Here is a 22,380-nt window from a genome sequence, read left to right on the forward strand (position 1 = left end):
AGTTAACACTATATATATAGTAGTTTGCTCAATATTTCACAAACATGTCACAACTATTTCGTTCACTTTCGTAAAAAAGTAGTATTCTAAGTGTGTAAGCTGTTATATAAAAAATCTTAGTCCTGTACTAATCAAAAATGGAGGAGATTAGGATGACTCAAGTATTAGAAAATGTTAAAAACGCATGGGAAAACTTTAAAGGTGAAAAATGGAAAGCAGAGATTGATGTTCGCGATTTCATTTTAAATAATGTAAACGTTTTCGAAGGAGACGAATCTTTCTTAGCAGAAGCAACTGAAGCAACGAAACAACTTTGGGATCAAGTAATGGATTTAACAACGAAAGAACGTGAAAACGGTGGCGTTCTTGATATGGATACAAAAATTGTTTCTTCTATTACATCACATGCCCCTGGATACTTAAATAAAGATATTGAAAAAGTAGTCGGTTTCCAAACTGATAAACCATTTAAACGTTCTTTACAACCATATGGTGGTATTCGTATGGCAGAACAAGCTTGTGAATCTTATGGATACGAAATGGATAAAGAACTTAGTCGTATTTTTAGAGATTGGAGAAAAACTCATAACCAAGGTGTATTTGATGCATACACACCAGAAATGAGAAATGCACGTAAATCAGGTGTTATTACGGGTCTTCCAGATGCATACGGACGTGGACGTATTATCGGTGACTATCGCCGAGTAGCGTTATATGGTATTGATCATTTAATTGAAGCGAAAAAAGCTGATTTAAATTTAACTGGCGGTGTAATGAGCGAAGATACAATGCGTTTACGCGAAGAGTTATCTGAGCAAATGCGTGCACTTCAAGAGTTAAAAGAAATGGCCGCTTCTCATGGCTTCGATATTTCTAAGCCAGCAACAAACACGCAAGAAGCATTCCAATGGTTATACTTCGCATACCTTGCAGCGATTAAAGAGCAAAACGGGGCTGCAATGAGTCTTGGGCGTACTTCTACATTCTTAGATATTTACATTGAAAGAGATTTAGCAAATGGTACTTTAACAGAAGAAGAAGTACAAGAAATTGTAGATCACTTCATTATGAAATTACGTCTTGTGAAATTCGCAAGAACACCTGATTATAATGAATTATTCTCTGGTGACCCAACTTGGGTAACTGAATCTATCGGTGGTATGGCATTAGATGGTCGTCCATTAGTAACAAAGAACTCATTCCGTTTCTTGCATACATTAGATAATTTAGGACCAGCTCCAGAACCAAACTTAACTGTTCTTTGGTCTAAACAATTACCAGAGAACTTTAAAAACTACTGTGCGAAAATGTCTATTAAAACATCAGCAATTCAATATGAAAATGATGACATTATGCGCCCTGAATACGGCGATGATTACGGTATTGCATGTTGCGTATCTGCAATGAGAATCGGTAAACAAATGCAGTTCTTCGGAGCTCGTGCAAACTTAGCGAAAGCATTATTATATGCGATTAACGGTGGTAAAGATGAAAAATCTAAAGCACAAGTTGGTCCTGAGTACGCACCAATTACTTCTGAAGTATTAAATTATGAAGAAGTTATGCATAAGTTTGATATGACAATGGAATGGTTGGCGGGTCTATATTTAAACACATTAAATGTTATCCATTACATGCATGATAAATATAGCTATGAACGTATTGAAATGGCACTTCATGATACAAACGTTCTTCGTACAATGGCAACAGGTATTGCTGGTCTATCTGTAGTAGCAGATTCATTAAGTGCAATTAAATACGCAAAAGTAAAACCAATTCGTGATGAAAATGGTATTGCAGTTGACTTCGAGATTGAAGGAGATTTCCCTAAATACGGTAACAATGATGATCGTGTAGATGAGATTGCTGTAAATCTTGTAAAAACATTTATGAATAAACTTCGTAAACATAAAACATACAGAAATTCTGTTCATACAATGTCAATCTTAACAATCACATCTAACGTTGTATACGGTAAGAAAACTGGTAATACTCCAGATGGCCGCCGTACTGGAGAACCATTTGCACCAGGTGCGAACCCAATGCATGGACGTGATACAAAAGGTGCATTAGCTTCATTATTATCTGTGGCTAAATTACCATATGAAGATGCACAAGATGGTATTTCTAATACATTCTCTATTATTCCGAAAGCACTTGGTAAAGAAGATGATGTACAAGTACGTAACTTAGTATCAATGCTTGATGGCTATGCAGTAAAAGAAGGCCACCACTTAAATATTAACGTATTTAACCGTGAAACATTAATGGATGCAATGGAACATCCTGAGAAATATCCACAATTAACAATTCGCGTATCTGGTTACGCTGTAAACTTTATTAAATTAACTCGTGAACAACAAATTGATGTAATTAACCGTACAATGCATGAAAGCATGTAAATGAAAAAAGTGTCCCTTCGCTCTTAATATATAGCGAAGGGAGGCTGTTTCAATAAAGGAGGAAGTAACATGGTAAAAGGAAGAATACATTCTGTAGAGTCTTGTGGTACTGTTGATGGCCCAGGGATTCGTTATGTCATATTTACACAAGGGTGTTTATTACGTTGTCAATATTGTCATAATGCTGATACGTGGGAAATCGGTAAAGGTAAAGAAATAACAGTTGAAGAAGTGATGCAGGATGTGACATGTTACCTTCCATTTATTGAAGCTTCCGGAGGCGGTATAACAGTTAGCGGTGGAGAGCCATTATTACAGCTAGACTTTTTAATTGAGTTGTTTAAAAAGTGTAAAGAGGCTGGTATCCATACAACAATCGACTCTTCTGGTGGTTGTTATTCTGAGGAACCAGAATTCCAAAATAAGCTAGATATTTTAATGGATTATACAGATTTAGTTTTATTGGATCTGAAACATATCGATTCCAAAAAGCATCGTAAATTAACAGGGAAACCAAATGAACATATTTTACAATTTGCTCGTTATTTATCGGATAAGAATAAACCGATTTGGGTACGACACGTATTAGTTCCTGGTGTTACGGATAATGAAGAGGATCTACAAAAACTATCTAGCTTTATTCAAAGTCTGTCTAATGTTCAAAAAGTTGAAGTGTTACCATATCATAAGCTTGGTGTATATAAATGGGAGGCGCTTGGACACAAGTATCCACTCGCAAATGTAGAACCACCTACTGAGAAAAATGTAGAACATGCTAAATATATTTTACAAGCGGTCTAATCCAAATATTGGATTAGGCTTTTTGCTTTCTTTACAATAAAATCTAGAGTATATATTGATAAAAGAGTATACTGAAAATAGAATATCCATAATTTTGTACGGAATAAATGGAGAAATTTACATAATTGTAAAGGGAAATCAAAATAGTAAAAAGAATTAAGAAGTAAAAGAGTGAGTATCATGGAATAGAGAACATTTGTAAGTTATTGCGAAAGCTCTTATAGGAAAGTATAATGTAAAGATATGAGCACAGATAGGATTAAGGGGTCAATCTTATATGCTTTGCATATCCACGACAGGTACATAGCTGAAAGGGAATTATTAGAATCTGTTTATGTAATTTTTAAGGAAAATGTTTTTCCTATTGTCGTATATGCAATATGGAGAAACAAAAAGCTAGGAGTGGATTTGTTTGATAAAAAACCCCAAGGTTTTAATATTAACTGCACATTACGGTAATGGTCATGTGCAAGTAGCAAAAACATTAGAACAAACATTTCGCCAAAAAGGAATTGAAGATGTTATTGTATGCGACTTGTTTGGAGAATCACATCCATTTATAACTGACATTACAAAATATCTATATTTAAAAAGTTATACAATAGGAAAAGAATTATATCGTTTGTTTTATTACGGGGTAGAAAAAATTTATGATAAGAAAATAGCATCTTGGTATGCGAACTTTGGAAGGAAACGTTTGAAAACACTTTTACAGGTGGAGAAACCAGATATTGTAATTAATACATTTCCAATTATCGCTGTACCAGAATTAAAGAAACAAACAGGTATTTCAATTCCTGTCTATAACGTATTAACGGATTTTTGCGTGCACAAAATATGGATTCATCGAGAAGTAGATCGTTATTTTGTTGCAACGGATCATGTGAAAGAATTGATGGTTGATATCGGTGTACCTGCGGAACAAATTGTTGAAACAGGAATTCCAATTCGGAGTAGTTTTGAGTTAAAGGTAAATCCAGAAATCATATATAATAAATATCAGTTATGTAAGAATAAAAAGATTTTACTAATTGTAGCAGGTGCTCATGGGGTATTAGGAAATGTAAAAGAACTATGCCAATCATTTATGTCAGTGCCTAATTTACAAGTAGTTGTCGTTTGTGGGAAAAATGAAGCTTTAAAACAGGATTTATTAAGTTTACAGAAGCAAAATTCCGATGCATTAAAAGTGTTTGGGTATGTTGAAAATATTGATGAATTATTCCGTGTTACTTCTTGTATGATTACGAAGCCAGGCGGAATAACATTAAGTGAAGCAGCAGCGTTGCAAGTACCTGTCATTTTATATAAGCCTGTTCCAGGACAAGAAAATGAAAATGCGATGTACTTTGAAAGAAAGGGAGCAGCAGTTGTCATTCGCGATGATAGTGAGGTTTTTGCAAAAACAGAGGCATTATTACAAGATGATGTGAAGCTTCTTCAAATGAAAGAAGCAATGAAAAGCATCTATCTTCCAGAGCCAGCTGGCCATATTGTAGATGCAATTTTGGCGGAAAATCATGCAGAACCGCGTCATATACCTATTAAATCACCTGCTCTTGCACAATCTTTTACTTAATATGAAACCCTCTTTGTATATGTAAAGAGGGTTCTTTATTATTTTTAAAGGAAATTTAGTGAGTTATCCACAAAAGGATTGCGCTTTCATTAAACAGTAAAGTCGGAATATTAACAACTATATCCACATTGTCCACAATTTTTAGAAAAATATCCACAATTAAAACAGCTGATATATGCTTTAATATAGAAAAATATTAAATGTTTTTGAAAATTACTAACAATTTCATCGGTTTTGTGGATAAAGTTGTCCACAGCAAAAAAGTCCCTTATGTATAAGGGGCTTTTTTGCTTACTTCTATCAGTCGAGAAAATTATGTAATGAAAATGAATAATTAGGGGGGAAACTTCTAATTATTCATTTTCACTTTAAATGCTTTTCGAGCGATATCCTGCTGCACGATCTGCTTTTTGAAATTCGCGTTGATAGAGAACTTCTTGTGTACTAGATAATGTGTTTTTTGCTTTATCACGTTTCTTTTTATCCATTACAAATCACCTCGTGTCTTAAAGTTACTATTTATCGTTTCCAAAGACATGAGGGGATATACGCATATGGAAAATGTTAACGATTGATTATCATTTCAGAAAATTTAGATTACGCTTCTTTTAATTGATGAGCATCTTGGAAGGTTGTATCTCGCATTGTAGCAAGTGTGTATTGATCTTTTGGAATTTCATATAAGTTATACACTTCTTCGTTTGCGTTAATTTCATCATATACGGCTTTTCTTGTTTCGTTTGCTAGATTCACATATTGCAGTTTTTCTGCAGCTTTAATAGAACGAATATTTATTTTACGAATACGCATGAAAATTGTTTCAATATCTAATTCATAGAAAAGTTCACTAAAAAATGAATCTTTTGCCAATTTGTTATAGCCTTTTCCATGATATGGTTTGCCAAGCCATGTCCCGAGAAATCCAGCTTTTTCTTGCACATCAAATAAAGTAATTGTTCCGATAGGGTTACCCCATTCATCTAAAATTGTGCGTGAAATTAATTCACCACGCTCTTCAGCTTCAATCGTTTGTTTCGTTAAGAATAAATATTCTTCATAAGAATAAGCCTTTTGACGCACAAAAGGGAAGACAGCTGGATCCACCATTAACTCGTATAGAACGTGGCTGTCGTGTAAGTCGCGTTTTTTCAACATACTAACTCCTCCTCACACGAGGGTAGCATGACGAAAAAACACCCCACCCTCGAAATTTTTATATCAATCTTTAAAAAATTTCGGGGTGGGAATCGAACCCACTAGAACCAGTTTCTAACGCTGGTGGCGCACCATTTGCCTTCCCCATTCATCAATTTGAAAATGATAATCACGACACAAATTGATTATGGTTTCATTCAGTTTATAATCGTATAATACTTTATCTAGTCAAAAAAATAAACTAGTTTTTTTTATTTTTTTTGTAAATTATTTTTCCATCAATCATAGTTAGTACAGGCTTGGCTAAATAATGGAAAGGATGATGAGTCCATAGCACGAGATCGGCGTCTTTTCCAACTTCGATGCTTCCAATTCTATCCTCTAAACGCAAATTTCGTGCTGGGAATATGGTGATTCCTTCTAGTGCTGTTTTCTCGTCTAACCCTTCTCTTACTGCAACAGCAGCGCAAACATTTAAATATTGAATGGGTGTATAAGGATGATCTGTTGTGATAGAAACTTCCACACCATTTTTTGATAATATATGGTAAGTATCCCATGTTTTATTTTTTAGTTCGATTTTAGAACGGCGTGTCAGAGTGGGACCGACTGAAACCTTCAAATTGTGTTTTGAAAGTTCTTCAACAATAAAGTGTCCTTCTGTGCAATGTTCAATGCGTAAATCGAGATTGAATTCTGTTGCAAAGCGTAGAGCAGAACTAATATCATCTGCTCGGTGAGCGTGGATACGTACGGGTATTTCACGACGTAATGCTTTTAAAATAGGAAGCATTCGAAAATCAGCTTCGTGCCCGTAGTGTTGTGCTTCATAGAATGATTCCCGAAGTAACCCCATAATCCCCATACGTGTAATGGATTCTTTTGTTCCATTACTATGGACTTTTTTAGGATTTTCTCCAAAGGCAATCTTTAAACCAGCAGGTTCTTGAATAATCATATGATCAATACAAGTTCCAGCTGTTTTTATTACACAAGTAGTACCCCCGATAATATTTTGACTGCCAGGCATAACGTGAACGGTTGTAATTCCGTTTTGTACAGCGTCTTGAAAGGCAATATCGAAAGGATGGATTCCATCTAAAGAACGAATATGTGGTGTTGAAACTTCAGATGTTTCATTGGCATCATTTCCAGCCCAACCAGTACCTTCATCATAGAGACCAAGGTGAGTATGGACATCAATAAAGCCAGGTAAGAGATGGAGTGCTCGTGCATCTATAACGGTCATATCTTGAGTAGGTGGAATAAAAGGTTTGACCTCGGTAATTCGCTCTCCTGTAACGAGTACATCTCCTTGAAACTTTTGAGATGTAATAGGGTATACAATGGCTTGTTTGAGCAATATTTTCATAGGTACCTCATTTCTGTTACTTTATAATGCTAATGGAAGTTAAGGGAAAGTAACTGAAAGGTTATTTGTATGGTAATGCTTCGGATCCTAGAAAATGAAAGTTTTGAAAGAGCCCATGTAAAATTGTGTTTTAGAAGTACTACATTGTATGCGAAAGTATATTTTGTAATGCATGGTCTATTTCTGGAAATGTGTATTGGTATCCATGTTCAATTGCTTTAATGGGTAATACACGTTGCCCTTCTAGTACAAGTATGCTCATTTCACCTAATAAAGTTTGAATGATAAAAGAAGGTACAGGCAACCAATGAGGCTTTTTCATTATAGTTGCAATGGTTTCTCCAAATTCCTTCATTCTTATAGGTGTTGGTGCTGTCATATTAAGAGGACCATCAATTTCTTTTTTGTGTATAATGAAATCCATCATACGAACGACATCGTCTATATGAATCCATGATAACCATTGCTTCCCAGAACCAATGGTGCCGCCGATATAGAATTGATAGGGAAGTAGCATTTTTGGAAGAGCTCCTTCATTTGCACCTAATACAACTCCAAATCTTGCGTAGATTGTTCGTATTCCGAGAGAACGTGCTTTAGATGCTTCTTGTTCCCATGAATATACTGTATTTGCTAAAAAGTCATTTCCAGGAGTCTCATGCTGTTCTGTAAAAGACTCTATTTCAGACGTTCCATAGTATCCAATAGCACTTGCGTTAATAAATGTGTGTGGCTTTGTATGGAGTCCCTGCAATTGTTTAATGAGTCCTTTTGTTGTTTGAATTCTACTGTTTAAAATGGCTTTCTTTTGTTGCTTTGTCCATCTACTATTAATAGACTCTCCGGCTAGATTAATAACTACATCAATAGAAGAGAGGGGGAAGGTTTGTAAATCTGGTGTCCATTGAACATACTGAAGGTTAGGATCGGAAGTTTCAGTAGTTTTTTTTCGTGTGAGAATGTAAACAGTATATCCTTTTTGAATAAAAAAAGTAGAAAGGGATTTACCGATAAAGCCTGTACCACCAGAAATTGCGATTTTCACAAGTATTTCCTCCTCATTATATATATTCTTGAAAAGAAAAAATGTTCCTCGACTATGTTAAAATAATAGAGAGGTGAGAGTATGGCTGTCATTACAAAAATAGAAGTACAAAAACGATCGAAAGAACGATTTAATATTTATATTGATAAAGGTCAAGGCGAAGAGTACGGATTTAGTGTGGATCAAGTAATCTTAATAAAACATGGATTACAAAAAGGCTTAGAAATTGATGAAATCGAGTTAGGAAATATTTTGTACAATGAAGAAGTGCAAAAAGCATATTTACAAGCAATCTCCTATTTATCCTATCAAATGAGAACAAAACAAGAAATAGAAGATTTTTTACGAAAAAAAGAAGTGGGACAGGCCATCATCTCTGAAGTCGTTTCGAAATTATTACATGACCGATATATTAATGATAAAGAGTATGCTGTTTTATATACGCGAACGCAAAGTAATGTGAATCGAAAAGGTCCAACTGTTATTAAAAGAGAGTTATTAAATAAAGGTGTTCAGGATTTAATTATTACACATAGTTTACAAGAATATCCGAAGGAAAAGCAAATTGAGAATGCCTTGTTTCTCATAGAGAAGAAGAAAAAATCTTATCAAAAACATTCTTTTTTACAAATGAAACTAAAGTTAGATGAGATGCTTGTTCGAAAAGGATATTCTAGAGAAGTAATTCAAATTTGTTTGGAAGAATTGAAAGACGAAAAAGATGACGAAAAGCAACAAGAAGCGTTACACTATCATGGGAATAAATATTATGAGAAATATAAGAAGCATGATGGATGGACATTTGAAAACAAGATGAAACAAGCGTTATATCGAAAAGGATTCTCTATTGATGAAATCGAGATATTTTTGCAAATGAAACGCGAAGAGGAATGAGGAGAATAAGATGAATATGCCAAAACGCTACAGTGAAATGACACCGCATGAGCTAAGGGAAGAAATTGGCGCTTTGAAGGAGCAAGCAGTAAAAGCTGAGCAGCTTGGGATTGTCAATGAATTTGATGTATTAATGAGAAAAATGGCAATGGCTCGTGCTTATATGACGGATATAAACAAATTCCGTATTGGTGAAACATATGAATTAGTAGAAGAACCTGGTGTATTATTTAAAATTACGTATTTCAATGGGGTATTTGCTTGGGGATATAAGCAAAATGATAATGAAGAGATTGGCATACCAATTTCCTTATTGCAAGAAAAATAAAAACCAGAGAGCATATATCTCTCTGGTTTTCATCTTTGGTAGGCGTTAAAGGAGATAGGAGATTCTAAAATTGGCGTTTTTTACATTCATTTGCCAATATAATGAGAGACTGGGTTTGTTGCGTCTGTCCGTTAACTTGCGCTTTCGCATGTTTTGGACGAGTCCACGTATGGTTAAATAATTCAGAACGACTATCTAAGCGATCACGGTAGCTCATCTTTATCACCTCGTGTAGGAAGTTAATTTAATTTGTATTACTCTTCCTGCTGATTTGCAGCACGCATACGTTCTTGTGGGTGCGTGTTAATTGTGCCGTTAGGTCGTTTCGAAGCGAAGCGTGATTTCGCTTTCGGTTGACCGTCGATTTTGCTGTTGTTTTTTGACTCAGACCAAAATTCGGCTTGTTTACCCATTACGAACGCCCTCCTCATTATCGGTTGATACCTCTTTAAGAAGTATCAATTATAGAATGTGCAAAATTGAAGAAACTATCCTTTAGAAATGAAGGGATAAATAGGTAAAAGGAGATTATAATATGAATGATATTTATGAAACATTAACGAAAGAATTATTAGACAAGAATGACAAGCTTTCTTACGCACAAGCTCGTGCGTGGGTTGAGTTACTATGGGAAGATTTTCAAACAACTTATGCAAAATCAGGTCGTTATCAAGGCGATGAAATGACAGAACAAGTGGTACGATCATGGATTAATAATCATGGTGTACGCCTTCATGAAATGCGTACAAATAATCCGAAGTATAGTCATTTAATTAATCAAGAAGATCATTTGAAACATTAAAAAAAGCGACTTAAGTCGCTTTTTTTAATGTGGAAGTAATTCCAGTTTTTTTCGAAGCTTTTCTTCACTAAAGATCCATCCTGTATAGGAACTAATAATATTTAAATTGTGGTCGAGCTGAACGATTGCAACAAATGGATAATAATCTTTACTTCGATATCGTAAATCAATGAATCGTACTTCATAATAATGGTCATGATCAAAAATATCCCAGCGATATACAGGAGAGAAAGATAGAAAGGCCGAGATGTTTTCATCTTGTTTAGCTGCTCGCATAATATTATTGTCTGGGAACGGTACCCGATCGAACTTATCATATATCATGATGTTACCACGGTGCCATCTCGCAACGTAGTAATAATCAGCCGTAACGATTGCTAAATGGTAATGGTAAAATCGGTAAGAAGGAGAAATGATAATCTTTTCGACATTTTTGAAACGTTTGTGTACAACGCTTCTTATATTTCTGTGCATCATAATCCGTCCGATATAGTAAACAATCATTAATATATATGCCGCTAAAGCTGTATATCCCTTATGAGAACCGACGAGCATGCAAGCAATTGCAAGTATATGGATAAAGAAAATTACGGTATCGAATGTATTAATCACGCCGAGTGCGACCCATTTTTTTGTGAAAGGCCGTAATGCTTGTGTACCATAGGCATTGAAAATATCTACAAAGACGTGAAGGAAGACAGCAATAAATGACCAAAGCAGTAGATGAAGATATGGAGCGTCTGAAAAGAAGGCGAAAGAGATGCCACTTATAAGGAATGACCAAAGAATTACCGCAGGAATAGAATGAGTAATTCCACGATGATTTCTTATATATTTAGCGTTATTACGCAATTTTAAAACTGTGTCAATGTCAGGAATGTTGGAACCAGCAATTGTAGCAAGCATAACAGCTTGGGGGCCAATATCACTTTGTGCTATGGCTGGATCTAATGTTGCTAAGCTACCTAAAGTGATACCCATAACAAGGTGAGTGGCTGTGTCCATAGAAATCCACCTCCGTTTTTTATTAATGTAACTCTTTTTATTCGATACCTCAAGTCCTTTGCCTTCTATTTCCTGTATCATCTTACTTAAATTTTTTCCTAAAATCTTTATAATAGTACTTATATGCAAAAAAATGAGGGGGATCAAGTTTGACACTTGAAATACTAAACAATTTTAATATAGAGCAGTTTCAAAATGATTTAATTGGTTGGTTTGAAGAAGAACAGCGCGACTTACCATGGAGAAAGAATAAAGATCCATACCGCGTTTGGGTTTCTGAAATTATGTTACAGCAAACAAGAGTAGAAGCTGTAAAACCATATTACGCAAATTTTATGGGGAAGTTTCCTACACTTGAAGCGTTAGCGAACGCAGATGATGAAGAAGTATTAAAAGCATGGGAAGGTTTAGGATATTATTCTAGAGCACGTAATTTACATGCGGCAGTAAAAGAGGTAAAAGAAGTATACGGCGGAGTTGTACCAAGTGATGTAAAGAAAATTGAAAAGTTAAAAGGAGTGGGACCATATACAAAAGGTGCTATTTTAAGTATCGCATATGGTATACCAGAGCCGGCAGTTGATGGAAATGTTATGCGTGTATTATCTCGTATTTTATCAGTATGGGATGATATTGCAAAACCAAAGACTCGAAAAGTTTTTGAAGAGATTGTGCGTGAAATTATTTCAGTAGAAAACCCATCTTATTTTAATCAGGGATTGATGGAATTAGGTGCACTAATTTGTATTCCGAAAAATCCAGCATGCTTACTTTGTCCTGTACGTGAACATTGCAGAGGATATGCTGAAGGTGTTCAAAAAGAATTACCAGTAAAAAGTAAAGCGAAAGCTCCTAAAATGGTACCTATTGTTGCAGGTGTACTTCAAACTGAAGACGGTCGTTATGTTATTAATAAACGTCCAAGTACAGGTTTGTTAGCTAACATGTGGGAGTTTCCGAATGTGGAACTTGGAGAAGGTATTCGAAATCAGAAGGAACAGCTTATAGATTATATGAAAGAAAAATTTGAGCTCGAGGTTTCTATTGATGAATACGCAATGAATGTACAACATACGTTTACACATCGTACTTGGGATATATTTGTATTTTACGGAAAAATAACCGGTAATATTGTTGATACAGATACATTAAAATTTGTATCAAAAGAGGTATTTGAGCAATTACCTTTCTCAAAATCACACCGTACTATTTATGAAAATTGTGTGGAGAAAATTACAATGCAATAAACAAAAAAAGTGTTCCCAATCTAGGGAACACTTTTTTAATCGTAAGAAATTTTTGTCCCATGAGTCCAACTAGCTTCACCTTCTTGTAAGCCGCCTCTTGATTCGATTTCTACTACAATTTCTTTGTAAATACTTTGCCCTTCTACATTTAAATAAGGCAGAACCTGTTGTAGTGAGTGATGAAAATAAGCTAATTCATCTTCTTTCCATTCATTTTTTGAAATCATCGTTAGTTCAGTCATATCGCGTCCTATATACATATTTACACCTCCATTTTCTATAGTTTGAATGAGTAACAAAAGTTATATGCGGAAATTTTAAAAAAGAAAATTACGGATAGCTTCTAAGTGAATTGGTTACATTATTGATTGTGGAGGTGAGAAAGATGAGTAAAAAACAACAAGGTTATAACAAAGCAACTTCTGGTGCTAGCATTCAAAGTACAAATGCTAGTTATGGTACAGAGTTTTCAACTGAAACAGATGTACAAGCTGTAAAACAAGCAAACGCACAATCAGAAGCAAAGAAAGCACAAGCTTCTGGTGCACAAAGTGCAAACGCTAGTTATGGTACAGAATTTGCAACTGAAACAGACGTGCATTCTGTGAAAAAACAAAATGCTAAGTCAGCTGCAAAACAATCACAATCTTCTAGCTCAAATCAGTAATGAAAGAAAAACACTTCTCTAATTCGGGAGAAGTGTTTTCTTTTTGCGTGGATCGTTGTAATGAAAAGGAAGCGAACGACATAACTTCTAATAAGTCAACAAATGTAGTCAAAGGAGAAGGAAGTTAAAAATTAGAATTATGTAATTAGGAATAATAACTGATGAATAAGTCCAAAAGGGGGTAAGTAATGAACGATTTTGATAAGTTGGTAGGGGAGCAATTAGAAACGATGGATGAGTTGTTAAAGTTACAAGCACATCTAGAGAAGTATCAACAAATCGAAATGAATGAAAAAGATACGTGCGATAAAAAAGAACTGCATTTTATCCGTCAGGAAATATATAGAACAGAAGTAGCGTTGAAGATGTTACATGAGAAATTTGAAGAACAAACGAATAGTGTAATTCAATCTTTTACAACTGAAAAAATGATTTCAAATTTAGGATAAGATATATTGTTATCTTCAGGTGAAAAGTCCTTCTTTGTATGGAAATAGAGAAGGGCTTTTTCTATTACATGTCCTCGCTTATAAATAATGCAGTACAATCCCTATCTCTTAAGAAGAGTTGGGGCATAGTATTCAACGATAAACCTCCTGCATATTCAGTTTGAAAAATAGAGTCTTATCCCTTTAGTTTTAAAATTTCGACAAAAAAGTTATAATAGAAAAAAAGTGAATGCCGTTCAAAGGGCATTTGCAGTTGAAAGAAGGGAGCATATATGGGATTTCCCAAAGAAGGAGAAAAAGTACAAATACATAGTTATAAACATAATGGCTCCATTCATAGAATGTGGGAAGAAACAACAATTTTAAAAGGGACACAGAGTCTTGTAATCGGAGCGAATGATCGTACAGTAGTTACAGAATCGGATGGCCGAACATGGATTACTCGTGAACCAGCAATTTGTTATTTTCATGCCAACTATTGGTTTAATGTGATTGGGATGCTTAGGGAAGATGGCGTATATTATTATTGTAATTTAAGCTCACCTTTTGCGTATGATCCTGAAGCATTAAAGTATATTGATTATGATTTAGATATTAAAGTATATCCAGATATGACATATACGCTTCTAGATGAAGATGAGTATGAAAAACATAGTCAAATTATGCAGTATCCACCTGTTATTGATACAATTTTAAAACGAAATGTAGCACATTTAACACAGTGGATTCATCAAAGAAAAGGTCCATTTGCACCAGACTTCGTAGATATGTGGTATGAACGATATTTAATGTACAGAAATTAAAACAAACCTGCAGGGGGCTTCCCGGCAGGTTTGTCCTATTAGAGGGGGGATTATGTGCAAGGCATAAAAAGATATTTACAATTTGTTAAACCATATCGATGGCTTATTGCTATTACAATTATTATTGGACTAGTTAAGTTCGGTATCCCACTTATTATGCCGTGGTTATTAAAGTATATTATCGATGATGTAATTCAAGGCGCGGGCTCACTTCAAGATAAAACATCTCAATTAATAACAGCGATTGGAATTGCTTTTTTTATTTTTGCGGTATTAAGACCACCGATTGAATATTATCGTCAATATTTCGCCCAACATATCGCAAATACAATACTGTATGATTTGCGGAAGCATATTTTCGGTCACTTACAAAAGTTAAGTTTACGTTATTACTCCAATACAAAAACAGGGGAGATTATTTCGCGTGTCATCCATGATGTAGAACAAACGAAGGATTTTGTAATTACTGGTTTGATGAACGTCTGGTTAGATACTGCAACAATTGCTATTGCTATCATTGTTATGTTTTCTATGAATATAAAATTAACATTTGTTGCGTTATTGATTTTACCTATTTATGTAATTGCAGTGAAATATTTTTTCGGACGTCTTCGGAAATTGACGAAAGAGCGTTCACAAGCGTTAGCGACGATGCAAGGGTATTTGCATGAACGTATTCAAGGAATGCAAGTGACACGTAGCTTTGCGTTAGAAGAGTATGAGGGGAAGCAGTTTGAAAAAAGAAATAATGAATTTTTAACGAAAGCATTAACCCATACAAGTTGGACGGCAAGAACATTTTCGGCAGTAAATACGTTAACCGATTTAGGTCCGTTACTTGTGATTGGTTTTGCAGCATATGAAGTAATTCAAGGGCAGTTAACGCTAGGAACGATGGTAGCTTTTGTTGGATATATGGATAGTTTATATAGTCCGCTTCGCCGCCTTGTTAATTCATCTACAACATTAACACAATCTTTTGCATCGATGGACCGTGTGTTTGAACTGTTAGATGAAAAATACGATATTGTTAATGTACCAAATGCGGTACAAACGAAAAAATTAAATGGAGAAATTGTATTTGACAATGTTTCTTTTCGTTATAATGCAGATGAAAAAGAGATATTACACAACTTGTCATTAACTATGCAGCCTGGAGAGAAAGTAGCGCTTGTAGGAGCGAGTGGGGGAGGAAAGTCATCTCTTGCTAGTTTGATCCCGCGTTTCTATGATGTTTCTGAAGGCGCGGTTTATGTAGATGGCATAGATGTAAGAAAGTACAATATGAGAAATTTGCGTAGTCATATTGGAATTGTACTGCAGGATAATTTATTGTTTAGCGATACAATTGGAGCTAATATTTTATATGGAAATCCGAAAGCTACAGAGAAAGAAGTGATTGCAGCTGCCAAAGCTGCGCAAATTCATGATTTTATTATAGACTTACCAGATGGTTATAATACTGTCGTTGGAGAACGTGGTGTGAAGCTATCAGGCGGGCAAAGACAACGCGTGGCAATTGCACGAGTGTTTCTAAAGAATCCGTCGGTACTTATATTAGATGAAGCAACTTCAGCATTAGATTTAGAAAATGAAAGGTATATTCAAGAGGCGCTTCAGACGTTAGCTGCTGACCGGACAACGATTATAATCGCACATCGATTAGCGACGATTACGCATGTTGATACGATTATTTACATTGAAGACGGTGAGATTAAAGAGACTGGTTCTCATGAAGAGTTAATGCGAAAAAGAGGATTTTATTACAATTTATATCAACTTCAACATATAACAGAAACAGCTCCTTTACCATAAAAGGAGCTGTTTTTTTATTCGTCTTCTTTTTTATCATCGATTTGGAGTTCTTTTTCTGGTTTATGATATGTGTAGAAGCTATCTACAAGCAAATCTAAATGCTCTACTTCTTCGCTATAGTTAATGATGGAAGAAATAAGAGGGAAGAGATGTAACCATGTTTTATATGCTTCTTCATCGTCCTTATTTTGATATTCCATAAAGATATCAATTAATTCTTGTTTACCTGTTTCAACTTCATCAAGCATTTCAACTGATTGTTGTTTTTTTGCTTTACCAATAAATTTTAATAAAACTTGTTCATGATAATGCGTTAATGAGTCAAGTTCATTTTGGATAGATTCCTGAAATTCTTCCGGCATATAGCGCAGTTCATTTTCAGTACGGTGTAATGATTTTAACGTACTTAAAGCACGGCTTGTTGTCGCTAACATTTGTCTGAATAAAACGAGCTTACGAATTTTTGCGAACTTTACTTTTTTCGTATAGCTTCTTTCTTCTTTATACAGCAAATAGTAATGATTTAGTTTAATCATTTTTTCTTTCATACGATCAATATCAGTTTTTAGCGTTGTAAAATCAGAAGCCTGCCTGCTATTCATTCGAATCCATTTTACAATTTCTTCTGTATTATCAACGATACGATGATAAAGTTTTGTTTCATATTTTGGCGGCATAAATACTAAATTTACAAGTGAAGCCGCAATAATACCAATCATAATCGTCGCAAATCGAAGTAAGGCAAAACTAAAGAAATCTTCGCCTTGATACTCCATAATGGCGATAACTGTTACTAAAGCAATTGATATTGTGTTTTCTAATCGTAATTGTAATGTAAGAGCAATTACTAATATACATGTTAATCCAATAATAAAAGGATTATGTCCAAAAGCAGTAGCAAATGCGATAGCAAATATCGCACCAATTACATTTGCTTGAATTTGTTCAAGTGCTGTTAAATAAGAACGGTATACAGACGGTTGAACAGCAAAGATAGCTGAAATTCCCGCAAATACCGGACTCGGTAATTGAAGTAAAATACAAGCAAATAAAGCTAACGTGATGGCAATACCCGTTTTTAAAATGCGAGCACCAAGTTTCATACCCTTAATAAGATCCTTTCTCTTGTCATAATGAATGTACAACATGATACTATACATTCATTACAATATGTTAGCAAGTGATATTTTAGTGACGTTAAAAGAAATTAGTGTTCATTTTATCCCGCTAATTGTGAGTAGTAAGATTCCTGCCTCAAAAATTAGAAGCTAGATGCCGGTAAACGCTCGATTGGTGTAGGCTAATTAAAGTTTCACTTTATAATTTTTCCTAATTCCTTTTAAACATCAGTTTTTAGTAAAAAAACCTGCTGAATTTCAGCAGGTCTCAAATTGTTACTATAGATTACTATGAGAAGCGTACTTCGTCAATTTTTTCTTAATAATGAAAATTACTCATTTTACTCTGTTGAGATAGATGGGTCTGCCTGTTCTTTTTTCGGGATAATCTCAAAAAACTGGTTCTGTATATCATCTAATAATGCTGTTAATAAAGCAACTTCCTCATATTGCTCATGTTCGTTTAGTACACGAATATAGTCTAGCAATAATTCAGTTACATCTTTCAAACCATTTTTACTAATTGGTTGTAATGTAACATTTGCGCCTTTTGCAATTCTTCTTTTTAAGGCCTGTTCTGTTAGGCCTAAGTTTGAATCATGACGCAAATAAACAACACCGCCAGTCATGCCAGCGCAAATCCATGGACCAGGGTCACCTAAAACAAGCGCTCGCCCATTTGTCATATATTCAAAAGCAAAACCTTTAATATTGGAGTATGACCCTATATTTCCTTGCTCTTTTTCACGGAGTGGTTTTGTTATTCTACCTCCAATTATCATGTCTGCCCCAGAAAGGCGAATGCCAGCGCGAGCATCAGCGTTCCCTTGCACGTATAGTGCCCCTTTTTGTGCACCATATCCAAATCCTTTTCCGACAGAACCGTTATAATATACTCCGTCTTTTCCTTTTGATTTCGTTATATAAATCCCACCACCAAAGGAAGTTTTACCAATGCCATCTTGTGCGCCGCCATTTACGTGTATAAATAAATTTTCACTATTGTAAGCGCCTAACCCATTTCCGGGAATAGAACCATTCGTATACTTTAATGTAAGTGGTTCAAGTTGAGTAGCTTCATATAGTTTACTGCGAACGCGATAACATGATTCTAGACCACCCATAACGCGTTGCTCTACACCAACGCCTACTAATTCTTTTGAGTCAGCGGAATGAACTGTCTTAAATTGTTTTTCTGGTACACCATCTGTTGTTGTAACAGATGGATGTTCTATTATTTGTAATAAATTACGTAAGTTTAATAAATTTTCGCCTCGAACTTGCTCTAATAAATCAGAACGCCCAACAATTGCTTGTGAATTTGTATACCCAAGCTGTCCTGTTAATCGTTTTAGTTCTATACCGAAAGAGGTGAATAAATTTAGCAGGCCAGTAACTGCGCTTTCTAATTCGCGTGGGACGAAGCGGCGTAACCCATGTTCCTTTGCTTGTGCTTCAGACTCGATTTGTGTTGCAATTCCGACATGGCAAGTATCTAGATGACACCCACGGCAAGTAGTGCAGCCGATTGCAATCATTGATAGTGTGCCAAATCCAATACGGTTTGCTCCGAGAAGCATGATTTTCAAGGCATCATTTACACTTCGAATACCACCATCTGCCCAAATCTCTACTTTATGTCTCATGCTCGCTTCTAATAAAGCGTTGTGAGCGGCTTTAACACCAATTTCTACAGGAAGACCTACATGTTGCAAGGCGTGAATACGTGCAGCACCTGTTCCGCCATCGAATCCGCTAATGTTAATAAAATCAGCACCAGCTTTGGCGATACCGACAGCAATTGTTCCGATATTAGGAACGACAGGGACTTTCACGGCTACTTTGGCAAGTTGATTAGCTGTTTTAATTTCCGTAATCATTTGAGCTAAATCTTCAATTGAATAAATATCATGGTTATTAGAAGGTGAAATTAAATCTGAGCCAATTGTCGCATTACGTGCTTCAGCGATTTTGGCTGTTACTTTTGAACCAGGTAAATGCCCACCTTCCCCAGGCTTTGCGCCTTGACCGATTTTGATTTCAATTAAGTTCGATGAGTTTAGTAGTTCGGCATTTACTCCAAATCGCCCAGATGCCACTTGTTGTCCACGTGTATGTGGATATTTTCCAATCATATCTTTAATTTCGCCGCCTTCACCGTTCAAGCTAATCATATTTAGCTGATCGGCCGCTTCTGCATATGCGCGAAAGGCAATTTCGTTTTGAGAACCAAATGACATAGAACTAATAATAAATGGAAAATCATGATTTTTAATGCCGATAGATACTTCTTCAGTTGGAACGACATGTTTTGTTTGTTTCGTTTGAACAAGGTGTCTGATTGCGATGGGATTATTCTCTTCTAGTTCACTTAACTTGTCACGGTAATCATCATAAGAATTTCCTTTTGCAACATCGCCGATTGCTTTCCAAATTCGCGGGAATATATGAAATGATTTTCGCATTCTAATTTTAGGATTGTTATAATCATCCGCTCGCATTTTTGCATCTTCAGCAAGTGATTCAAGTGAAAAAGCTAAATCATTTGAACCGAAGAAATTTGTAATCTGTAATATATTTGCGATTTCTTCATGTAACCCAATAGATGAATAGAGACGTCCGTAACCACGTAACTCATGAATTCCAATTGTTGAAATGACTTTTTCTAATCCTTTATTAAGTGCATTATACAGATTCGTAATTGGTGTTTTTGTTCCATCATTTACAGTCGCGAATAATAAATATGGATTAATACTATCTGCTCCTAATCCATATAGCGTGACAATGTCATGTAAGGAGCGAAGGGCACCAGAACGTATAACGAGAGAACAATTGCGGCGTAATTTATTTTCACTTAATGCTTGATGTACTTTAGCAGTAACTAAATGTGGATCAATCCACAATCTTTCATTTAGATGGGCTTTTACGTCATCTAATACTAGTAGGGAAGCACCATTGTTAACAGCAGCTATCGCTTCAGAACTAATGCGGCTTAATGCACATTGTAGAGTTTCTGACGAGCTGAATGTAGCAGAGATTGTGGCGATAGAGTTATGAGTTTTAAATAGCTCTATGAGTTGTTCGTACGTAATTGTGTGTAATTCCTCTGCAATAGGTTGTGCCACGCTGCCTTCTAAAATAATTGGTGAAAGCATTTCAACTAGAAATGGCCGTTTTGCGCCGCTTAATAAACTTGGACGCTCTCCAAGTACAGTACGTGTAGAGAAGTGTTCAATTTCACGGTCACGGTCAATTGCAGGGTTTGTAACAACAGCTACACTTTCTTTAATGAAGTCAGCGATATTTCGTCTATCAGTATCAAGTGCGGCAAGTGGTGAGTCATGCCCAAGTGAGCGTATTGGCTCAACGCCTTTTGTTGCCATCTGTTCAAGGAGTTGAATATGTTCTCGGTCCCATCCGAAAGCGACGTATTGTTTCGTTTCAACTTGAACAGAATCACATAGCCCTTGGATTTTTTTCGTTTCAGGGATAGATAAATTTAAATGGTAATTGGTAGTATCAATTCGCTTTTTAAAACGGTTATATACTTGGATTTGATATTTGTCATATTCATAAAGAACAAGTTCATCTTGTTCATTCCATTTTAATCCGACTTTTTCTCCAGGAGCGAGTGGTTTTGGTTCTGCTACATATTTAGTTGGTGATACAACTCCAGGTTCAGAAGAGAAAATATAAGAGCTCTCTGTCTCTACTTTCCATACTGGGCGTAATCCAAGGGAATCAACGCTGAAAACAGCTTCATCTTTAAAACGGGAAATGATGCCAGCTGGTCCTTGGGCAAAATGTCCCCACGCTTCACGTATATACGTATATAAATCTTGTAAAGGTGTTTCATAAAGTTTAATTTCATTAATAATTGGTGGGAATAGAATTTCCATTGCTTCAAATAAGCTGTAGTTGTATTGAACAAGTAGGGTTTCTAAGGTGCGGTTTAAATCTTGAGAGTCACTGCCTCCTGCAGTAAGTGGTACATCAATCATTTCAGCTTGATCGCGTAATTTCGCAATTGTGTTAATTTCACCATTATGTCCGAGAATGCTAAATGGTTGTACACGAAAAAAATTAGATAATGTATTAGTAGAGTAGCGGTTATGTCCTAATGTCATAGTTGAAGCGATAAGCGGATGTTGTAAATCATTATAGTAGGCAACAAGCGTATCACCAGCACCTAGAACTTTATATACAACATGATTACGACTTAATGAAGCAACATGAATTGCTTCGTTTTCCTCTATTTTTATTGTGACAGAAAATAATGTTTGCTCAATATTTGTAATTTCGTTTTCTGCGATAAGGGCAACTTGCCAAAATAAAGGTTCTTCTTGTTTACCAAGTGGACCGAGTGCATCTGAGTTTGTTACATCATCACTTTCGAAAATGATAGTAAAGTTTTTGTTGTTTAATTGCGTACGAATATAATCTTTTAAGGCAGTAATGTCTTCTTTTTTATTTAGAAAAAAATGTCCAACGATAAAGTGGGGATGATCCACAATCGTTGGATTATATCCGCTACTTTTTAGTTTTTCATTCCAAAGCGTTTTTGGTATATCAATGTGAATGCCGATGCCATCGCCCTCACCATTAATGAAACCAGCTCTATGATTCATTTTGACGAGTGATTGTATGCAAAGGTCAATGTTTTCTTTTGTAGCAATTTTTCGTTTCTCCATAACGGAAACGATTCCACACGCATCATGTTCTGCATTTCTATAATCTCGAAATAAAGACGGTGTCCATGTATTTTTTTTATTGAGCATCCGTCAATCCCCCCTCTTGTAAAAGTTAGAATAATCTTACTATTTAAGGTGCGAATCACCTTGTACACAGAGATAGTAATGCTGTAAAAGAGTATAAAACAGATAATTATGAATAATTAT

Annotated in this window: 21 protein-coding genes; 11 read left to right on the forward strand and 10 right to left on the reverse strand. The window is 35.4% G+C overall.

Annotation, left to right across the window (positions count from 1 at the left end; all coding sequences use genetic code 11):
• Window positions 1-152 precede the first annotated feature (152 nt).
• From pflB to ACXKY9_RS03260, 3 genes are all read left to right on the forward strand, one after another.
• A complete protein-coding gene (pflB, locus tag ACXKY9_RS03250; RefSeq protein WP_000195464.1) occupies window positions 153-2,402 on the forward strand; it encodes a formate C-acetyltransferase in 2,250 nt (749 codons plus the stop codon).
• A gap of 69 nt (window positions 2,403-2,471) precedes the next feature.
• Entirely contained in the window at window positions 2,472-3,203 is a 732-nt protein-coding gene (gene pflA / locus ACXKY9_RS03255; protein ID WP_000238467.1) for a pyruvate formate-lyase-activating protein, read from the forward strand.
• Between the two features lie 412 nt (window positions 3,204-3,615).
• On the forward strand, window positions 3,616-4,782 hold the full coding sequence (locus ACXKY9_RS03260; RefSeq protein ID WP_000594688.1) for a diglucosyl diacylglycerol synthase: 1,167 nt from the start codon (window positions 3,616-3,618) through the stop codon (window positions 4,780-4,782).
• Between the two features lie 368 nt (window positions 4,783-5,150).
• Here the strand turns inward: ACXKY9_RS03260 and ACXKY9_RS03265 are convergent, their stop codons facing one another.
• The 4 genes from ACXKY9_RS03265 to ACXKY9_RS03280 all read right to left on the reverse strand — a co-directional run bounded on the left by ACXKY9_RS03265 (window position 5,151) and on the right by ACXKY9_RS03280 (window position 8,354).
• Window positions 5,151-5,270, reverse strand: a complete 120-nt coding sequence (locus ACXKY9_RS03265; RefSeq protein WP_000358482.1) for a YfhE family protein — start codon at window positions 5,268-5,270, stop codon at window positions 5,151-5,153.
• A gap of 109 nt (window positions 5,271-5,379) precedes the next feature.
• The gene (locus tag ACXKY9_RS03270; RefSeq protein WP_000914737.1) at window positions 5,380-5,937 is read right to left on the reverse strand and encodes a GNAT family N-acetyltransferase; all 558 of its coding nucleotides are present in this window, start codon (window positions 5,935-5,937) and stop codon (window positions 5,380-5,382) included.
• 241 nt (window positions 5,938-6,178) lie between these two features.
• Window positions 6,179-7,309, reverse strand: a complete 1,131-nt coding sequence (locus tag ACXKY9_RS03275) for an amidohydrolase (RefSeq protein ID WP_000698314.1) — start codon at window positions 7,307-7,309, stop codon at window positions 6,179-6,181.
• 139 nt (window positions 7,310-7,448) lie between these two features.
• Window positions 7,449-8,354: a TIGR01777 family oxidoreductase gene (locus tag ACXKY9_RS03280; protein WP_000684380.1), complete on the reverse strand. Its 906-nt coding sequence runs from the start codon at window positions 8,352-8,354 to the stop codon at window positions 7,449-7,451.
• 81 nt (window positions 8,355-8,435) lie between these two features.
• On the opposite strand from ACXKY9_RS03280, the gene recX reads away from it, so the two are divergent.
• Window positions 8,436-9,248, forward strand: a complete 813-nt coding sequence (recX, locus tag ACXKY9_RS03285; protein ID WP_000268502.1) for a recombination regulator RecX — start codon at window positions 8,436-8,438, stop codon at window positions 9,246-9,248.
• Between the two features lie 10 nt (window positions 9,249-9,258).
• Window positions 9,259-9,576, forward strand: coding sequence for a YfhH family protein (locus ACXKY9_RS03290; RefSeq protein ID WP_001057024.1), 318 nt, complete (start codon window positions 9,259-9,261; stop codon window positions 9,574-9,576).
• A 64-nt stretch (window positions 9,577-9,640) separates the two neighbouring features.
• Here the strand turns inward: ACXKY9_RS03290 and ACXKY9_RS03295 are convergent, their stop codons facing one another.
• Window positions 9,641-9,793 (reverse strand): YpzG family protein, encoded by a 153-nt coding sequence (locus tag ACXKY9_RS03295; RefSeq protein WP_000122093.1) that lies wholly within the window; start codon window positions 9,791-9,793, stop codon window positions 9,641-9,643.
• Window positions 9,794-9,830: 37 nt separating this feature from the next.
• A complete protein-coding gene (locus ACXKY9_RS03300; RefSeq protein ID WP_000517891.1) occupies window positions 9,831-9,989 on the reverse strand; it encodes a small, acid-soluble spore protein K in 159 nt (52 codons plus the stop codon).
• Window positions 9,990-10,111: 122 nt separating this feature from the next.
• On the opposite strand from ACXKY9_RS03300, the gene ACXKY9_RS03305 reads away from it, so the two are divergent.
• The gene (locus ACXKY9_RS03305) at window positions 10,112-10,378 is read left to right on the forward strand and encodes a YfhJ family protein (RefSeq protein WP_000998166.1); all 267 of its coding nucleotides are present in this window, start codon (window positions 10,112-10,114) and stop codon (window positions 10,376-10,378) included.
• Window positions 10,379-10,402: 24 nt separating this feature from the next.
• On the opposite strand, the gene ACXKY9_RS03310 is transcribed toward ACXKY9_RS03305, so the two are convergent.
• Window positions 10,403-11,383: a metal-dependent hydrolase gene (locus ACXKY9_RS03310; RefSeq protein WP_000379106.1), complete on the reverse strand. Its 981-nt coding sequence runs from the start codon at window positions 11,381-11,383 to the stop codon at window positions 10,403-10,405.
• Window positions 11,384-11,532: 149 nt separating this feature from the next.
• On the opposite strand from ACXKY9_RS03310, the gene mutY reads away from it, so the two are divergent.
• A complete protein-coding gene (gene mutY, locus ACXKY9_RS03315; RefSeq protein WP_000171394.1) occupies window positions 11,533-12,630 on the forward strand; it encodes an A/G-specific adenine glycosylase in 1,098 nt (365 codons plus the stop codon).
• Window positions 12,631-12,665: 35 nt separating this feature from the next.
• Here the strand turns inward: mutY and ACXKY9_RS03320 are convergent, their stop codons facing one another.
• The gene (locus tag ACXKY9_RS03320; RefSeq protein WP_000275436.1) at window positions 12,666-12,890 is read right to left on the reverse strand and encodes a hypothetical protein; all 225 of its coding nucleotides are present in this window, start codon (window positions 12,888-12,890) and stop codon (window positions 12,666-12,668) included.
• Between the two features lie 125 nt (window positions 12,891-13,015).
• Here ACXKY9_RS03320 and ACXKY9_RS03325 point away from each other — a divergent pair, with 125 nt between their 5' ends.
• The 4 genes from ACXKY9_RS03325 (at window position 13,016) to ACXKY9_RS03340 (ending at window position 16,364) form a co-directional block, all read left to right on the forward strand.
• Window positions 13,016-13,297, forward strand: coding sequence for a gamma-type small acid-soluble spore protein (locus ACXKY9_RS03325; RefSeq protein ID WP_000039046.1), 282 nt, complete (start codon window positions 13,016-13,018; stop codon window positions 13,295-13,297).
• Window positions 13,298-13,485: 188 nt separating this feature from the next.
• A complete protein-coding gene (locus tag ACXKY9_RS03330; RefSeq protein WP_000997577.1) occupies window positions 13,486-13,746 on the forward strand; it encodes a YgaB family protein in 261 nt (86 codons plus the stop codon).
• 272 nt (window positions 13,747-14,018) lie between these two features.
• On the forward strand, window positions 14,019-14,549 hold the full coding sequence (ntdP, locus tag ACXKY9_RS03335) for a nucleoside tri-diphosphate phosphatase (protein ID WP_000506624.1): 531 nt from the start codon (window positions 14,019-14,021) through the stop codon (window positions 14,547-14,549).
• Window positions 14,550-14,603: 54 nt separating this feature from the next.
• Window positions 14,604-16,364, forward strand: a complete 1,761-nt coding sequence (locus ACXKY9_RS03340; RefSeq protein WP_001161589.1) for an ABC transporter ATP-binding protein — start codon at window positions 14,604-14,606, stop codon at window positions 16,362-16,364.
• Window positions 16,365-16,378: 14 nt separating this feature from the next.
• On the opposite strand, the gene ACXKY9_RS03345 is transcribed toward ACXKY9_RS03340, so the two are convergent.
• Complete coding sequence (locus ACXKY9_RS03345; RefSeq protein WP_000765787.1) at window positions 16,379-17,467, reverse strand: aromatic acid exporter family protein; 1,089 nt, start codon at window positions 17,465-17,467, stop codon at window positions 16,379-16,381.
• A gap of 356 nt (window positions 17,468-17,823) precedes the next feature.
• Window positions 17,824-22,260, reverse strand: a complete 4,437-nt coding sequence (locus ACXKY9_RS03350) for a glutamate synthase-related protein (RefSeq protein WP_000932756.1) — start codon at window positions 22,258-22,260, stop codon at window positions 17,824-17,826.
• Window positions 22,261-22,380 lie beyond the last annotated feature (120 nt).

The organism is Bacillus sp. 2175, assembly GCF_057812155.1.

What these genes read in the sequence shown, in the direction of transcription:
- pflB (WP_000195464.1), top strand. Translation starts at nt 153, where the DNA reads ATGACTCAAGTATTAGAAAATGTTAAAAACGCATGGGAAAACTTTAAA.
- pflA (WP_000238467.1), top strand. Translation starts at nt 2,472, where the DNA reads ATGGTAAAAGGAAGAATACATTCTGTAGAGTCTTGTGGTACTGTTGAT.
- ACXKY9_RS03265 (WP_000358482.1), bottom strand. Translation starts at nt 5,270, where the DNA reads ATGGATAAAAAGAAACGTGATAAAGCAAAAAACACATTATCTAGTACA.
- ACXKY9_RS03270 (WP_000914737.1), bottom strand. Translation starts at nt 5,937, where the DNA reads ATGTTGAAAAAACGCGACTTACACGACAGCCACGTTCTATACGAGTTA.
- ACXKY9_RS03275 (WP_000698314.1), bottom strand. Translation starts at nt 7,309, where the DNA reads ATGAAAATATTGCTCAAACAAGCCATTGTATACCCTATTACATCTCAA.
- recX (WP_000268502.1), top strand. Translation starts at nt 8,436, where the DNA reads ATGGCTGTCATTACAAAAATAGAAGTACAAAAACGATCGAAAGAACGA.
- ACXKY9_RS03290 (WP_001057024.1), top strand. Translation starts at nt 9,259, where the DNA reads ATGAATATGCCAAAACGCTACAGTGAAATGACACCGCATGAGCTAAGG.
- ACXKY9_RS03295 (WP_000122093.1), bottom strand. Translation starts at nt 9,793, where the DNA reads ATGAGCTACCGTGATCGCTTAGATAGTCGTTCTGAATTATTTAACCAT.
- ACXKY9_RS03300 (WP_000517891.1), bottom strand. Translation starts at nt 9,989, where the DNA reads ATGGGTAAACAAGCCGAATTTTGGTCTGAGTCAAAAAACAACAGCAAA.
- ACXKY9_RS03305 (WP_000998166.1), top strand. Translation starts at nt 10,112, where the DNA reads ATGAATGATATTTATGAAACATTAACGAAAGAATTATTAGACAAGAAT.
- ACXKY9_RS03310 (WP_000379106.1), bottom strand. Translation starts at nt 11,383, where the DNA reads ATGGACACAGCCACTCACCTTGTTATGGGTATCACTTTAGGTAGCTTA.
- ACXKY9_RS03320 (WP_000275436.1), bottom strand. Translation starts at nt 12,890, where the DNA reads ATGTATATAGGACGCGATATGACTGAACTAACGATGATTTCAAAAAAT.
- ACXKY9_RS03325 (WP_000039046.1), top strand. Translation starts at nt 13,016, where the DNA reads ATGAGTAAAAAACAACAAGGTTATAACAAAGCAACTTCTGGTGCTAGC.
- ACXKY9_RS03330 (WP_000997577.1), top strand. Translation starts at nt 13,486, where the DNA reads ATGAACGATTTTGATAAGTTGGTAGGGGAGCAATTAGAAACGATGGAT.
- ntdP (WP_000506624.1), top strand. Translation starts at nt 14,019, where the DNA reads ATGGGATTTCCCAAAGAAGGAGAAAAAGTACAAATACATAGTTATAAA.
- ACXKY9_RS03345 (WP_000765787.1), bottom strand. Translation starts at nt 17,467, where the DNA reads ATGAAACTTGGTGCTCGCATTTTAAAAACGGGTATTGCCATCACGTTA.
- ACXKY9_RS03350 (WP_000932756.1), bottom strand. Translation starts at nt 22,260, where the DNA reads ATGCTCAATAAAAAAAATACATGGACACCGTCTTTATTTCGAGATTAT.